Origin of the sequence: Mucilaginibacter gossypiicola, assembly GCF_900110105.1 — a bacterium.
Classification (GTDB): domain Bacteria; phylum Bacteroidota; class Bacteroidia; order Sphingobacteriales; family Sphingobacteriaceae; genus Mucilaginibacter; species Mucilaginibacter gossypiicola.
This window is the reverse complement of record NZ_FOCL01000020.1, coordinates 1-16,743: the sequence shown is the minus strand read 5'-3', so window position 1 is coordinate 16,743 and position 16,743 is coordinate 1. Positions and strand designations below refer to the sequence as shown.

At 42.6% G+C, this 16,743-nt stretch carries 9 protein-coding genes; 4 read left to right on the top strand and 5 right to left on the bottom strand.

The window, feature by feature from the left end:
* Nucleotides 1–37: 37 nt before the first annotated feature.
* Entirely contained in the window at nt 38–358 is a 321-nt protein-coding gene (gene trxA / locus BMX50_RS32745) for a thioredoxin (RefSeq protein ID WP_090531998.1), read from the bottom strand.
* Between the two features lie 489 nt (nt 359–847).
* Complete coding sequence (locus tag BMX50_RS32740; protein WP_091222180.1) at nt 848–1,612, bottom strand: SDR family oxidoreductase; 765 nt, start codon at nt 1,610–1,612, stop codon at nt 848–850.
* Nucleotides 1,613–1,744: 132 nt separating this feature from the next.
* Here BMX50_RS32740 and BMX50_RS32735 point away from each other — a divergent pair, with 132 nt between their 5' ends.
* Entirely contained in the window at nt 1,745–2,155 is a 411-nt protein-coding gene (locus BMX50_RS32735) for a winged helix-turn-helix transcriptional regulator (RefSeq protein ID WP_091221823.1), read from the top strand.
* A gap of 56 nt (nt 2,156–2,211) precedes the next feature.
* On the opposite strand, the gene BMX50_RS35245 is transcribed toward BMX50_RS32735, so the two are convergent.
* From BMX50_RS35245 to dnaE, 3 genes are all read right to left on the bottom strand, one after another.
* Complete coding sequence (locus tag BMX50_RS35245; protein ID WP_091221820.1) at nt 2,212–2,517, bottom strand: type II toxin-antitoxin system RelE/ParE family toxin; 306 nt, start codon at nt 2,515–2,517, stop codon at nt 2,212–2,214.
* A gap of 5 nt (nt 2,518–2,522) precedes the next feature.
* Nucleotides 2,523–2,753: a hypothetical protein gene (locus tag BMX50_RS32725; protein ID WP_091221816.1), complete on the bottom strand. Its 231-nt coding sequence runs from the start codon at nt 2,751–2,753 to the stop codon at nt 2,523–2,525.
* Between the two features lie 176 nt (nt 2,754–2,929).
* Entirely contained in the window at nt 2,930–6,514 is a 3,585-nt protein-coding gene (gene dnaE / locus BMX50_RS32720) for a DNA polymerase III subunit alpha (protein WP_091221812.1), read from the bottom strand.
* 210 nt (nt 6,515–6,724) lie between these two features.
* On the opposite strand from dnaE, the gene BMX50_RS32715 reads away from it, so the two are divergent.
* The 3 genes from BMX50_RS32715 to BMX50_RS32705 all read left to right on the top strand — a co-directional run.
* Complete coding sequence (locus BMX50_RS32715; RefSeq protein WP_091222175.1) at nt 6,725–11,893, top strand: translocation/assembly module TamB domain-containing protein; 5,169 nt, start codon at nt 6,725–6,727, stop codon at nt 11,891–11,893.
* A 4-nt stretch (nt 11,894–11,897) separates the two neighbouring features.
* The gene (gene tamL / locus BMX50_RS32710; protein ID WP_091221809.1) at nt 11,898–14,180 is read left to right on the top strand and encodes a translocation and assembly module lipoprotein TamL; all 2,283 of its coding nucleotides are present in this window, start codon (nt 11,898–11,900) and stop codon (nt 14,178–14,180) included.
* A 217-nt stretch (nt 14,181–14,397) separates the two neighbouring features.
* A partial coding sequence (locus tag BMX50_RS32705; protein WP_091221804.1) for a two-component regulator propeller domain-containing protein occupies nt 14,398–16,743 on the top strand: 2,346 nt, incomplete at its 3' end.

Below are 16,743 nucleotides of genomic sequence, written 5' to 3'. Positions count from 1 at the left end.
TAATGCTACAGTGGATAGCATTAAATAAGCTTAAGGGTTATGCTAACTGTTTTACCAGTTTATCAGTTAATACTGATTTTGGCACAGCGCCGATTTGTTTATCCACAATTTCGCCATTTTTGAAGAACAATAAGGCAGGGATGTTACGGATACCGTATTTTACAGATATACCGGGGTTGTTGTCAACGTCTACTTTACCAACAACAGCTTTGCCTTCATATTCTTTTGCAATATCTTCAACTACCGGACCCACCATCCTACACGGACCACACCACTCTGCCCAAAAGTCAATTAATACCGGTTTGTCTGATTTCAGGACAAGCTCGTCAAAGTTTGCATCAGTTATTTCTAAAGCCATGATTTCTATTTTTTAAATTTTGTACTTACAAATATATGCTATTCAAATTGCTTGCCACAAGTGTGCTACTGACAATGTGACAATTATATTATTATAATACACGCAGTTAACGCATGCATGACCATTTGTCGCATTTACACCCTTGAATACATCTTTGCGACATGACGTATTAACACAAATTACCTGTTTCCAAAGGAGATTTACAAATATGCAGCCGGGTTACTTTTTAACAATTGAGGTATTAATTAACATAACAGCTATGTACTATGTTAATGTCAGAACTCGAATTTTAAGGAATTATTTGAATTTATTGAATTGGTCTTTCATTCTGTTAATTCGTTTAATTCCTTAAAATTCGAGTTCAGACAACAAAAAATGACCGGAAGCCACAGCCGCCGGTCATCAGTTAATAAATTGTTCGTGTCCTCAATAACAACGTTCACATTACCCAAATTTGTAAGGACCCGGACAAATATTCTCTTTATTTAATTAAGCACCTTTCAAAGTGGCCATACCACCATCAGCAATCAGCTCGGCACCTGTTATAAACGTTGAATCATCAGAAGCGAAGAAAGTTACTGTTTTAGCAATTTCCTCTGCTAAACCGAAACGGCCCATTGGAATCTGTTTTACAAGTTCAGAACCCATACCTTCCAGTTGTTCCTGGGTTAAGCCTAATTTATCCGCAGTATGTAAAGGTGTTACTACTGGGCCTGGGCTTACAGAGTTAACCCTGATCCTGCGTGGCAATAACTCGGCTGAGATGTTTTTGGCTAATGAAAGCAATGCTGCTTTACTTGCTGCATACACAGTTGCACCGGCCATACCAATATGTGCGTTGATTGATGTATTCAGGATGATAGAACCACCATCATTGATCAATGGTAATAATTGCTGAATACTGAAGTAAGCGCCCTTAAAGTTGATGTTCATGATATCGTCAAACATCTGTTCGCTCATTTGTTCGGTTGAATTGAACTGACCGATACCTGCGTTAACAAATACAATATCTATTTTTTCGGCAATAGCTTTTACTTTTTCACCAAGCTGTTTAACCTGATTGATATCGCCGCTATCTGCAATTACACCTTTAGCATCGGCACCAAGTGTTTCAAGCGCTTCGTTAATTGATTTTTGGTTCCTGCCGGTGATGATCACTTTAGCACCTTGTGCAATGAACTCTTGTGCTGTGGCCAGGCCTATACCACTGTTACCGCCTGTTATTACTGCTGTTTTTCCTTGTAACTTTTTCATTATCTTTGTTATTGATACATCAAAGGTACAGTGCGTTATGGCGCCCCACAAGAATGCACCATTTTGTGTGCAACATACTTTTTGGTAGGTTATGGGCCGGTTTGATGCAATCGATATATCGCCTTTTTCAATATGACAAAAAACAGACATTCCGATCATTCATGCACTATGGCAGCAGCCCTTAGCGTGATCAGCGGTAAGTGGAAACTGAGCATAATAAACCAATTATTATCCGGACAGAAACGCTACAGTGAGATAAACCGGGCCATTCCCGGCATGACCGAAAAGATGCTTTCGCAACAAATCCGCGAGCTGGAAGAAGATGGTATAGTATCCAGACATATCTTCCCCGAAGTACCACCAAGGGTTGAATATTCGCTTACTCCTATCGGTCAGGAACTATCATCTATATTTTATACCCTCGAAAGATGGGGCAGCCATTATATGACTATTACCAACGCTAACGGCGAAGTGGTTCAGCCAGATTATACTTGTTATACCTTGGTTAAACAAGATGATGAGGTGGTGAAGGAGATTGTATAAGGCTTTGCGCTCGTTTGCAAACGGGCGCGAGTTGAACCGTATAGAAATAATATTCGTTATAGATTGCTCCTATATTTCTTCCCCGGACGACGGCTTGTGTGGAATATAGAATAAACTGTTACCAGCTTTTTCTGATTATTCACTTTGTAAACTATCAAAAAAGGAAAGTCATCAACCTTACATTCCCGAAAATCAGATTTCTTACTTGGATAAAGAAGTGGGTGATTCGCTATGCTGTTAATTTTCTTCAAAACGGAAAACTCCAATCGATCTCCTAATCCCTCCAATTGTTCATCATACCATTCCAGGGATTTTAAAAGTTCGACTTGTGCCTTTAAAAGGATTTCGACTGTATAAAACATGAATATTATCTATTCCTAATATTCTTTTTAAAATCTTCAAAGGATACTATTTCAGCTCTACCGCTTTCATATTCATCAACACGATCTTTCATTTCATTTAAAAAATCCTGATCTTCCCATAGATTAAGCTCTTCCACTATCTCACTTTCGACCATGGTATATATTGCCTGAACTTTTTTATCGTCGGCAAAACGGATATACTCATGAAGTCTTTCTCTTATCTCAGCTGTTCCCATGTTATAGCTTTTAAACAAATTTAACTTATAAAATCAACTATAACAACCAAGATGACGAGTAAATCCGCCTACTAAGAGAAAACTGTGAACCAGCCGCACAAAAACGTAGCCACTCTGTATAGTATGCGATTGCCACGCTACGCTCGCAATGACATGAATTTAAGTAGTCCTGAAATCTAACTCAACACCGGCTCCTCATTAGTTAAACTATGGATCCCGGCCATAAAATCATCGCTTGGGTTTACTTTAAATGATTTTGATGAGAGTTCAACCAGCATAACCTCCTCCCTATCCTTGATCTGGAAACGGAGTTTACAGTTTTTTACCGGGTACTTTTGGTTATTATCATCTATCATGTGCTGAATATCATCCAACAGTTTACTATTGAGCATTTGCACATCAATACAAACAGTTAACGATTTGGTGAGCTTATCACGCATTTCTGATAATAGGTCCATCACCATGATCCGCAGGTCCCAGTTATCTTTTTGGCGGAATTTCTCTTCAATATTTCCTTTGATATGCAGAAAGTACCCCTCCATCATCATATTACGGAACTTCACATAATCATCGCCAAACAACGCAAACTCGTACGATTCATTATAATCCTCAAACACGAATGTGCCAAATGGCTTACCCGTTTTGGTCATTTTATGCTGAACGCTTGATACCAGGCCGCCAATTCGTAATTCACCGCGACGGCGCAGTTCATTGAACGCCGCCGTTACATCCTCACCGCCTTCGCCCGAGCGGGCTTTTTGCATCAGTTTCAAATCGCTGATGTTGGCGTTACAGAAACGCTTAAGTTCAACTTTATAATTATCCAAAGGGTGACCGGTTAAATAGATCCCGATAACCATTTTTTCATATTTCAGCTTTTCTATCAGCGCCCATTCTTCAACATCAGGCATGGCAGGTTCAGGTACATATGAAGCTACCGAACCGCCGAACAATGACGATTGCGAGCTGCTTTGCACATTCTGATAATCATTGGCATATTTGATCAGCCGTTCAACACCAGTTAGGACACCCAACTCGGTTTTGGCAAAAAACTGTGCCCTGGGAATCCCGAACCCATCAAAAGCACCGCCGTATACGAGGTTTTCGTACGATTTACGGTTAACGCTGCGGGTATTTGAACGACGTGCAAAATCGTATACCGTTTCAAACGGACCGTTGGCGTTACGCTCTTCAATGATACTTTCTACCGCTTTGTCGCCCACACCTTTTACACCGGTTAAACCGAAACGTACCTGTCCGCGCTTGTTAACCGCGAAAGCCATGTCCGACTCGTTGATGTCCGGTCCTAATACCTCAACACCCATACGGCGGCATTCCTCCATAAAGAAGGTAATCTTTTCAATGTTATTTTGGTTATTTAAAACCGCCGCCATATACTCTGACGGGTAATGTGCTTTTAAATAAGCTGTTTGGTATGCCACGAAAGCGTAGCATGTTGAGTGCGATTTATTGAACGCGTATTGGGCAAAGGCTTTCCAGTCGGTCCAGATTTTGGTAAGCTTATCTTTGGGGTGGCCTTTGGCAACGGCACCGTCCATAAACTGGGCTTCCATTTTGTTAAGTACCTCAATTTGCTTTTTACCCATCGCCTTACGCAAAACGTCGGCATCACCTTTACTAAAGCCCGCTAACTTTTGCGACAGAAGCATCACCTGTTCCTGGTATACGGTAATACCATAGGTTTCGCCCAGGTATTCTTCCATATCAGGCAAGTCGAACACAATAGGTTCGCGGCCATGCTTACGGGAAATAAAGTTTGGTATATACTCTATCGGACCCGGGCGGTAAAGGGCGTTCATGGCTATCAAGTCCTCAAACTTATCGGGCTTAAGCTCGCGCAGGTACATTTGCATACCATCGCTTTCAAACTGGAAAGTGCCATTGGTATCCCCACGCTGGTAAAGCTCATAAGTTTTCAGGTCATCAAGCGGTATATAGTCAATATCTATTACTACGCCATGATTTTGCCTGATCATGCGCAGGGCGTCCTTAATAATGGTAAGGGTTTTCAGACCCAAAAAGTCCATCTTAATTACACCCGCATCTTCAATTACACGTCCATCATATTGCGTAACCAACAGGTCAGAGTCCTTAGCCGTAGCTACCGGAACAATATCGGTAAGGTCATAAGGGGCAATGATAATACCCGCGGCATGCACACCGGTATTACGTACTGATCCTTCCAGCTTTTCGGCCTCACGTAGTACCTGTGCCTTAAGATCGTTACCGTTCAGGATCTCTTTTAACTCCGGCACCTGCTCAATGGCATCTTTTAGGGTGATACCCAATGTTTCGGGCACCAGCTTTTTCATAGCACTTACATCGGCCAGCGGCATATCAAGCACACGGCCCACGTCCTGGATACTGGTACGGGCAGCCATCGAACCATAGGTGATGATTTGCGCTACCTGATTTTTACCGTATTTATCAACCACGTAGTCAATAACCCGCTGCCTGCCCGCATCGTCAAAGTCCGTGTCAATATCGGGCATCGATTTACGGTCGGGGTTCAGGAACCTCTCAAACAGGAGGTTGTACTTCATTGGGTCGATATTGGTGATGCCTGTACAATAAGCCACCACCGACCCGGCTGCCGAACCACGGCCCGGACCAATAAATACGCCCATATCGCGCCCTGCCTTGATAAAGTCGGCCACAATGAGGAAATACCCCGCAAAACCCATGGTACGGATAGTGAACAACTCAAAGTTGATGCGCTCCTCAGTCTCCGGGCTAATATCTATATAGCGCTCCTTGGCACCCATAAACGTAAGGTGCTTCAGGTACTCCCATTGGTTAAGGGTATCTGCATCAGGCGTATTGTGAATTTTAAATTCGTCGGGGATGATATAGTTTGGTAGCAGGATATCGCGCTTGAGCTTTAGCGTCTCTACCTTATCAACAATTTCGTTGGTATTGTCCAATGATTCTGGCACGTCATGGAACAGCCGTCCCATTTCCTCCTGGGTTTTAAAATAAAACTGATCATTAGGGAAACCAAAACGATAGCCTTTACCACCTTCTTCATCGGTAGCTATCGGGGTGCTTTGCATATCACCTGTGTTTACGCAAAGCAAAATATCGTGCGCGTTCGAGTCCTGCTGATCCACATAATGCGAATCGTTGGAGCAGATCACTTTTACATTATACTTTTTAGCGTAGGTGAGCAACACATTATTGATGATTTGCTGCTCGGGGATCTCATGGCGCTGAATCTCGATATAAAAATCCTCGCCAAAAATATCAAGCCACCATTTAAATTCCTTCTCGGCATTTTCGGGCGTATCTTTTAAAATAGCCTGCGGTACCGATGCACCAATACAACAAGTAGTAGCGATGATACCTTCGTGGTATTTCAGGATTAATTCTTTGTCAATACGCGGCCATTTACTATACAGGCCTTCCATATACCCTAATGAGCATAGCTTAACCAGGTTTTTGTAACCTGTAGGGTTTTTGGCCAGCATCAACTGGTGGCGGCGTACATCTTTATTTTCCTTAGTAAATTGCTTTTTATGCCTGTCTTCAACCACGTAAAACTCGCAGCCTACAATGGGTTTTACATTGTGTTTACCGGCTTCGGCCACAAACTTAAATACGCCAAACATGTTGCCATGGTCGGTAATGGCAAGGGCTTTCATCCCATCCTTAGCGGCTTTTTTGTACAGTTTGGAAATATCGGCTGCACCGTCGAGCAGGGAGAATTGGGTATGTACGTGTAGGTGAGAAAAATCAGGCATAGTAAATCCGTTTCAACAAAATCTTTAAGAAGTACAAAGTTAAAACAAGTTAGGGATGTAGACTGTTAAAAAGTAGCGCTGTGGAAATTTTTAATTAAAGCCGCTCCCTTAGTTTGTAAATTATACAAAACACACAGCAAACAGCTATACTTAGCATGTTATTTGTTTATATTAAGCAACCCTATCATCACCTTTGAAATACATATACAATTGAAAAAAATACTACGAATAACCCTTAAAACGATACTCTGGATACTGGTTAGTGTAGTACTGCTGGTTATTCTTGTAGTAATTTTGATACAGGTACCAGCTGTTCAAAACTTCGCGAAAGACAAAGCCGTAACTTTTTTACAGAATAAGATCCATACCAAGGTTAAGATCGGACATATCAGCCTTGGCCTGCCTAAGCTGCTGGTGCTGGAAGATGTTTATTTTGAGGACCAGAAAAAAGACACCCTCATTGCCGGCGACAAACTAAAGGTTGATATCAGCATGCTCAAGTTGCTGCACAGCCAGGTTGAGGTTAACGAAGTAAACCTGCAGGGCATTACCGCCAATGTAAACCGTGGGGCCGATAGCGTGTTCAACTTCGATTACATTATCAAAGCTTTTGTGGGCGAACAAAAGAAAGAAATAAAACCTACCGACACCACTTCAACCATGAAGTTTTCTGTTGATAAGATCATCCTCGATAAGATCAACATAAAATATAAGGATGCGATAACCGGCAACGATGTAAAGTTTTTACTCGGCCATTTTGATACCCGCGTTAAAGATTTTGATATGGATAAAATGAAATTCACCATACCAAAAATTACGCTGAGTGATGTAAACGCTAAGATCATCCAAACCCCAACCGGTCCACCGCCGCCTGATACCGCTACCGCACCTTTGAATATGGACCTGAATTTAGGCGTAATCGATATCTCTAAAATCAAAGTCGATTACCAAAGCGCCGAGATGGGTGCCAAAGTAGACCTAAGCAAGTTTTTGGTGGAGATGGACAAGATCGACCTGAAAAACCAAAAGGTAGGCATCAAAAGTATCGAGCTAAGCGATACCAAAGCTGGCCTTAGCTTAGCCAAGCCCAAAACTGTAGCTAAAGCAGTTGTCAAAGCCGTTAAAAAACTGGATACGCTGGTGTCGTCGCCTACTAAATCGGCATGGCAGGCAACTATCGGTAAAGTTACGTTCACTAACGATAATATTAAGTTCGATAACGAAGCGCAGAAAGCCATACCCAAAGGTTTGGATTTTGGCCATATGGACATCCGCAGTCTGAATGCTGAAGCCGAAAATATTTCATACAGCCCGGATACAATTTCGGGTAAGATCAACTCCTTTACCTTTACCGAAAAAAGTGGCTTGAAGATCAACAAATTCCACACTGCATTTCTGTATGGGCCAACTACAGCCTACATGAATGATCTGCTATTGGAAACGCCTAATACTACCCTCCAAAAATCGGTACAGGTGCGCTACCCTTCTATTGATGCCATTACCAAAAACATAGGCGCACTGGGCATCAATGCCAATTTAGATGGCAGCCGTTTGGGTTTAAAAGATGTTTTATTGCTGATGCCAACCATGGCTACTATGGAGCCATTTAAATCATCGCCGGGCACGGTGTTTAAGATCAATGGCCGGGTAAGCGGACAGGTTAATAACCTGGATATTCCTAATCTTGAAGTTACCGGTTTAAGCAGCACGCACATTAAGGCATCGGCTAAAATGAAGGGGCTGCCCGATGTAAATAAGGCGACCTTTGATGTTAACATTGCCGATTTCAGCACCAGTCGCAGTGATATAGACAGACTCGCTCCTGCCGGTAGTATTCCGCCCAATGTGAGCATTCCCGAAAAAATGAGTTTGAAGGGTAACTTTAAAGGCAGCATGTACACCTTTAGTACTAAAATGGGACTGCGCTCAAGCTACGGTGCAGTTGACCTGGTGGCTGCTTTGAAGAACGGGCAAAACAAAAACGCGGCGACGTATACCGCTAATATTAAAGTTAATGAACTTAATGTAGGCGCGCTTACCAAACAACCGCAAATGGTTGGGCGCATTACCATGAACGCCAATTTGAAGGGTACAAGTCTCGATCCTAAAAAGGCAAGTATCGCATTTAACGGTAATGTAGCAAAAGCCTATGTTAAAGGCTATACTTACCAAAACCTGGCTATGAAGGGGACATCAAGCAACGGAGCTTATACCGCGGTTGCTACCATGAAAGATCCCAACATTAATTTCAGCCTGGATGCTAAAGCTAATCTCAATAAAAAATACCCGGCGGTTAAGGCTACTTTAAATGTGGACAGCATCAACCTCAAAAACCTGAATTTTGTTAAAGATGACATGCGCTTTCATGGTAAGATCGTGGCCGATGTGCCAACTGCCGACCCGGATTACCTGAATGCTGATATTAAGGCTACCGACCTATTGGTTATAAACAAAGGCCAGCGCATCCAGATGGATACCATCAGCCTCACTTCCACAGCCAGCGCCGATAGCAGCACTTTGCGCTTAAAAACACCTATCATGACGGCACACATGGCCGGCAAGTACAAGCTTACGCAGATAGCCCCGGCCCTTCAGGATGTGATCAACAAATATTTTAACACTACCATTGCCGGCGGGCAGCAGGTGGCCGTAAAAACCAAGGGTGGCAAAACCATTAAAACCAAACCGGCACCTGTGGTTAAATACGATGCGCAGCAATTTAAATTTGAAGCCCGCCTGGTTAAAACCCCGCTGCTTAACCAGTTTGCCCCTGATCTGAAACAGCTCGATCCTGTTTTACTAAACGGCAGCTTCAATAGCCAAACCGGCGAGTTGGTTGTTAAAGGTTCCATACCTAAAGTGGTTTACGGTACCAATACCGTTAATAAAGCGTCGCTTAATATCAACACCAATAACAACGCACTTAATTATAATTTTTCGGTTGATGAAGTTAAAGTTGGTTCATCTGTCGATCTGCTGTATACCAGCATCTCGGGCGCAGCGCAGGATAATAAGGCAGGCTTAAGCGTTCAAATCCGCGATGCAGCTAAAAAAGAACGTTTCCGCATTGCAGGTACCTTCAGCCTGTTGCCTGATGAGTACCAGTTTAGCTTTAATAAGGATGGCCTGTTGCTTGATTACCTCCCATGGGCGGTTAGCGATGATAACTTTTTACAATACGGGACAAAAGGTATCCTGGCGCACAACTTTACCATCACTAACAACAACCAGGTATTGAGCGTTAACAGCAGCACGCAGGAGTATAACAGCCCGCTGAATATCAAATTCAATAACTTCCATATTGAGGCACTTACCAAAATGGCCAAACAGGACTCGTTACAGGTAGGCGGTACCATTAACGGCGATGCTACAGTAAGCAACTTCCAGGCTGCGCCTGTATTTACGGCGGCTATCAATGTTAATGACTTTAATTTTAAGGGTGACACCGTAGGTAACATTGCCCTTAAAGTAAACAATCAAACCGAAAATGCTTATGCTGCACAAATGAGCATAACAGGCAAAGGCAACCAGGTTGACCTAAACGGCACCTACTATACCTCGCCCGAAAGCCGCTTCGATCTCGATCTGAATATCGTGAACCTGAGCATGAAGAGTATCGAAGGTTTCAGTTTTGGCAGTTTGCGCAATGCTATGGGTAATATTACCGGGGCGCTGAAAATATCGGGGACCACAGATGCGCCTTCGGTGCGGGGCGATATTAACTTCAACAAAGTGGGCTTTAACGTAGCCATGCTCAACTCCTACTTCCGTATGCCACAGGAAAGCATTACGTTCAACAACGAAGGTATTCGCTTCAATGATTTTACGCTGGTTGATTCAACCGGTAACAAGGCTGTGGTAAGCGGCAGTATCTACACTAAGACTTACACCGACTTTGCCTTTGGTATGGATATCAATGCCAATAACTTCAGGGTCACCAACTCCACCGAAGCTGATAACAAACTTTATTACGGCAAGCTTTATGTTGATACCCGCATCAAGATTCGCGGTAATATGGCCAAACCTGTAGTTGACGCCAATCTTACCGTGAACGATAAAACCGACATGACCTTTGTACTGCCTACCGATGATCCGGCAGTTGAGGACCGTAAAGGTGTAGTTGACTTTATTGATAAGGATGCCCCTAAATTGGATTCGATACTGCTGGCAAAGCAGCTGGACTCACTTAAAAAATCGGATGTTACCGGGTTGGATGTATCTGCTACTATCACCGTAAACAAAAACGCGGCATTTACTATCGTAGTTGATGAGCGAAATGGCGATATCGTGCACCTGAAAGGCGAAGCCAACCTTAACGGCGGTATTGACCCAAGCGGCAAAATTAACCTTACAGGTACATATGTGGTTAATTCGGGCTCGTACAACTTAGCTTACGCTACGGTTAAACGTACTTTCAACTTTAAAAAAGGCAGTACCATAGTTTGGACTGGCGATCCAACCAGCGCCAATATTGACCTGACTGCCATTTACGTAGCCAACGTACCGCCGATAGACCTGGTTTCAAATCAGCTTTCGGATGCGCAAAACAGTACCATGTACAAACAGAAACTGCCATTTAACGTAAACCTGAACCTGAAGGATCAGCTGCTTACACCTAATATCAGCTTTGATATTGTTTTGCCTGATAGTTCGTATTCCGTATCATCAGATGTAGTAAATACTGTAAACACACGCCTTACCCAGATACGGCAAGACCCTAACGAACTTAATAAACAAGTTTTAGGCGTATTAGTATTAGGCCACTTTATAGGCGATAATCCGCTGCAAAGCCAGGGAGCCGGCACATCTATTGAAGGCACTATCCGCAATAGCGTAAGTAGTTTGTTATCTGATCAGTTGAACCGGTTGGCGGGTAGCCTCATCTCGGGGGTTGATCTTAACTTCGGCCTTACATCCGGCGAAGATTATTCGACGGGAACGGCAACTAATCGTACTGACCTAAATGTTGGCCTTTCCAAACGCTTCCTGAGCGATAGACTTACAGTAAGTGTTGGCAATAACTTTAACCTGGAAGGCAACCAGCCGGGACAAAAAGCATCCAACATAGCAGGCGACGTATCAATAGCATATAAACTAAGCAAGGATGGCCGGTATACTCTGCGTGCTTACCGCCGCGATGAATTTATTGTGATACAGGGACAGATCATAGAAACCGGCGTAGGCTTCACCCTAACAGTTGATTACAACCGTTTCAAAGAGATCTTCCGCAAGCGTACCCCTGAAGAACGCAGGTTGCGCCGCGAGTACCAGCAAAAACAAAAAGAAGAAAAACAAAAACAACAGGAAGCAGATAAGGCGCTGGAACAAAAAAACATGCAGCAGCAACAGGACAACAAACCGCAAACTACTTCAAACTAAGCCCATGACCAAACATTTAAAATATATACTGCTTTCAGCATCTGTTTTACTGAGTGCCTGCAGTACCACTAAATTTCTGGCACCGGGCCAAAAGCTATACACAGGCGGCGAGGTGGTGATCAAAGACTCGGTTTTGAAAAAGAGTGAGAAAAGCGCCTTGAGCGAAGAACTTGGCACCTTACTAAGGCCTGTTCCTAACAGTACGATATTAGGTATGCGTTTTAAACTGTGGCTTTACTTTAAAACTAAAACCAACAAAACTAAAGGCCTTGCCAACTGGCTCAATAAAAAAGGTGAACCTCCTGTATTGATCAGTTCCGTAAATCTTGAACAGAACAGTAAAATACTTCAAAACAGGTTACAAAACGAAAGCTACTTCCAGGCGCAGGTAAGTGGTGATACGGTGAGCAAAAAAACAACGTCAAAAGTTGCCAAAGCAGTTTATACCGCTGTAACAGGGCCGGGCTACAAAATCAGGAAAGTAGTATTTCCGCCAGGAAACAGAACTATTGATACCGCAGTTACCGGCACAGCGGCAAAAACATTGTTAAAAGTTGGGGATAAATATAATCTTGATGTTATCAAAACCGAACGTCTGCGCATTGATGCCCGATTGAAGGAGGAAGGCTTTTATTATTTTTCGCCCGAAGATTTGATCATGCATGTGGACAGCACCATAGCTGGTCACCAGGTTGATATTTTTGTAGCTGTTAAAAATGAAACCCCCGGTCGCGCTCAAAATATTTACACAATCAATAAAATTTATGTCTACCCGAGCTATTCGCTAAGAGATACTTCACTAATGAAGGATAAGGCTATATCTTATAAATGGTATAACATTGTTGAACGCCGCAATACCGTGCATACCTACGTATTTGCCAACACCGTGCTGATGAGACCAGGCGAAGTTTACAACCGTACCGCACATAATAATTCGCTTAACCGCTTTATAAACCTTGGCCCCTACAAGTTTGTAAAAAACAGGTTTGAGGATGTATCTGCCGATTCATCAAAACTGGATGTATATTACTTTTTAACTCAGTATAAAAAGAAATCACTATCGCTTGATATTTTGGGCCGTACCACATCGGCTAACTATACCGGCACGCAGGTAAACCTCAACTGGCTTAACCGGAACGCCTTTAAAGGTGCCGAATCGTTAAAAATAACCCTTTTTGGAAGTACCGACGTGCAGGCAGGCGGGCAAAACGCCGGCTATAATGTTTACCAGGCCGGTATTCAAACCACGCTATCGTGGCCGCGCTTTATCGGGCCAATTTACCCCAAAGCCGCCGATGCCTATATCCCGCATACCAACCTAAGCCTCGGTTATTCTATTGTGAACCGTCAAAAGCTATATAATCTAAATTCATTCAATTTGTCATTCGGTTACCAGTGGCGCGAAACAGAACATCGTTCGCATGAGCTTAACCTCATCAATTTCCAATTTGTAAATCCATTGAGCGTATCTGACGAATATAAGGCAAGTATCAATCCGGCTAATGGCCCCGTTAATCCGGCCTTGAAGCATGTAATTGACAAGCAATTTATATTAGGTCCAAGCTACAGCTATATCTTTACCAATACCAACGAAGATTACCGCACTAATACTTTTTATTACAATGGTAAAGTAACCCTATCTAATAACATATACGGTTTGGTAACCGGTGCCGATAGCGCGGGCGGAAAACCCAAAAAACTTTTCGGCGCAATATTCAACCAGTTTGTAAAGTTTGAAAACGAGATCAGGTATTTTCATAAAACTGCGCCCAACAGCACCATCGCTACAAGGTTTATAGTGGGTGTTGGTTTACCTTATGGAAACTCTACCCAGCTACCATACAGCCAGCAGTTTTTCATAGGCGGCCCTAACAGCTTACGCGGTTTCAGGGCAAGGGCTATAGGCCCCGGTTCATTTGATTCTCAAACCGGAGTAGGTACAGGAGGTTTCCTGGCAGATGAATCGGGCGATATTAAAATAGAGGCCAATATCGAATACCGGCCAAAGCTGTTCAGCATTGTACGGGGAGCATTATTTGTTGACGCAGGTAATATTTGGTTGCTCCACTCAAATAGCCAGCAACCCGGAGCAGTGTTCAGCAATAAATTTTATAATGATTTCGCTGTTGACTGTGGCTTTGGTTTGAGGTTTGATTTAACCGTGCTGGTGTTACGTACCGATCTGGGTATCCCGTTACGTACGCCATACATACGTGCCAATGAGCCCCGCTGGGATTTCAACTTTAACCGAAGTGTATTTAACCTGGCAATCGGGTATCCGTTTTAACTTTATTATCAATCATAAGGAAGGCCCGGCCTGCAAGGGTTACCCTATTGATATAATAAATATTTGTTTGCCGGATGCTTGATATTTAGCTTGATATTGCCCGCACGGCATTTCTTTTTATATTTATCAGTTAATATTGCTGCACAAAACTATACAAGTTATATTATTGTATAATGTTAAAAAGGCTGCGATGTTAAATTGATACCGATAAATTAGAATGCCTCTAAAAAGCTATTTTTTTAAACTTTTAATATTAACCCTGCTTTTATTTCCGTGGCGGTTATATGCCGACACGCCATACCAGGTAATTTACCTGAAAAATTATAGTGCACCCGATGGCCTGCTCAGTTCAAGGGTTAATTATTTAACGCAGGACAGCAGAGGGTTTATCTGGATAGCCACGGATAAAGGTGTAAGCAGATTTGATGGTCAGCATTTTAAAAATTTCACGTCGGCAGATGGGTTGGAAAGCAACGAGTGTTTCCGGATAGCCGAAGATAATTACCACCGGATTTTTTTCTATTGTAATAATTTTAGGGTTTGTTACTATGAAAACGGGCTTATACACAAGCTTAACTCACCGCAAAAAGTAATAGTGCAGCCTTTTGCCAATTTCTTTTTTAACCGTTACAATGAGCTATGTGTAAATTATGGACTCAGCACCAAGTTATATCATTTTGACGAATTAAGATCAAGAAGACATGCTATTCAACACAGGAGCGGATGTATTTATGGCCCAGGCAAAGAAGAGATCAGCTTATCTGACAATGACACTCACATACTGGAAAAGGAGCTTCTGAAAGGGCAATTAAGTTATGAAACGGTAAAAAACAATACCAGGCCTTACAGATTGGCCTTACAGCAAAATCATTTGTTATTGATAACCAAAAATTGGGTGCAAGTTTATCGGTATCAAAAAAGCGGTATCATTCCTCTTAATAAAATTAATTTTACCGGTAATGTAACCTCTGTTTATCCTACAGGTAAAAACACTTTTGCTGTTACCACGGTAAAACAAGGCACATACATTATCAACTATATTACGGGCGAGCGAAAAAACTACCTTAATAACCAAATCACCACATCAACGCTTATAGACAAGGAAAATAATTTATGGTTTGGCAGTTATGACAAAGGCTTTTTTCTAAGTACCAACCCCGAAGTAAGAATCATTAACAAGGAGAGTGGTCTGGCAAATGAAGACGTTTTGAAGCTGAGCGTAGCGGGCGGTTATCTTTTTACCGGACACGTGTTAAGTACTCTGAATTATATGAAGCTTGGTGCAAAGCAGATATCGTCAATAGGCACTATAACTATAAACCAAGACCGCTCGGATTTTAACCGGATAACTAACCTGCTTGCAAGTTCGGATAATAAGCTTATCATTGGTACAGATAATGGCATATTCGGATTAAATGTTTCCAATAATAATCCTTCGACATGGCATCCGGTAAAATATTTCTATGGCCCTATAAAAGGCATTGCCCAACAACATGATAGTTTGTGTTTTATTACACAGAATTCAGTTCTTGTATTATCAGATCGGCTCAAACATATACAGGGTTACAAAATTAAGCCTATACGCATGACATCCCTTATCTGGTATAAAAACAGCATGCTAATAGGTTCACTTTATGGATTATACCAGTTTGCACCCACCCCAACCAATATCACCTATTTCCGAATGTTGACCGGGAACGGGATCAATGTTGTTAAATGCCTGGCAGCAAATCGCGAAGCATGCGCAATTGGTACAGAGTCACAAGGTGTGTTTTTATGGGCTGGAAAAAACATTGTTCAATTTAACAAGCCTGCTATTTCTTCGGGCGATATCCGCAAATTAGTATGGACAGATGCCAATACATTATGGGCCTGTACAGCAAATGGTGTAAGCATCATCAGCTTTTATAATAATTATCAGAGCTACCGGATCAGCCTGCTTAATACCAGTAACGGGCTTCCTTCGGATAATGTTGCTGACGTAGTGCAGAACGGTCCTGATTACTATATAGCCACAGATCAGGGAATAGCAGTGACTCAAAATTTAGGGAACACCAATCTGCCCAGGCCGATAATGATTAACGACGGAGCCACCGGAAATCAAAGCAGCTTTACTTACGGCCAGCCCGTTGTATTTAATTGCGTTGCCCTATCCTACAAAAGCATGGGTAAAATACAATACCGGTTCAGGCTGAAGGGCGTTGACAAAAATTGGAGCGTTGCACCATCCGGCGAAAAAAGGTTTGACCTGTTGCCTCCGGGGAGTTATGAGTTAGAAGCGGTGGCTGCCGATCGTTTTAATCAGTTGAGTTCGTCGCTTATTTTTAAATTTACCGTTATGCCTTTATGGTACCAGCAACTATGGTTGCAGGTACTGGCAGTGCTAAGCGCTATCGTTGTAGTTTTTTTACTGGTACGAAAATATTATCAGTCCATTATAGGCTTGCAAAAAAAGGACTATGAAAATACGCTTGCCCTGCAACGCGAACGCCAGCGTATCAGCAGTGAGGTGCATGATGATTTGGGTGCAAGTATATCGGGTATTAAGCTGCGAACCGAATTG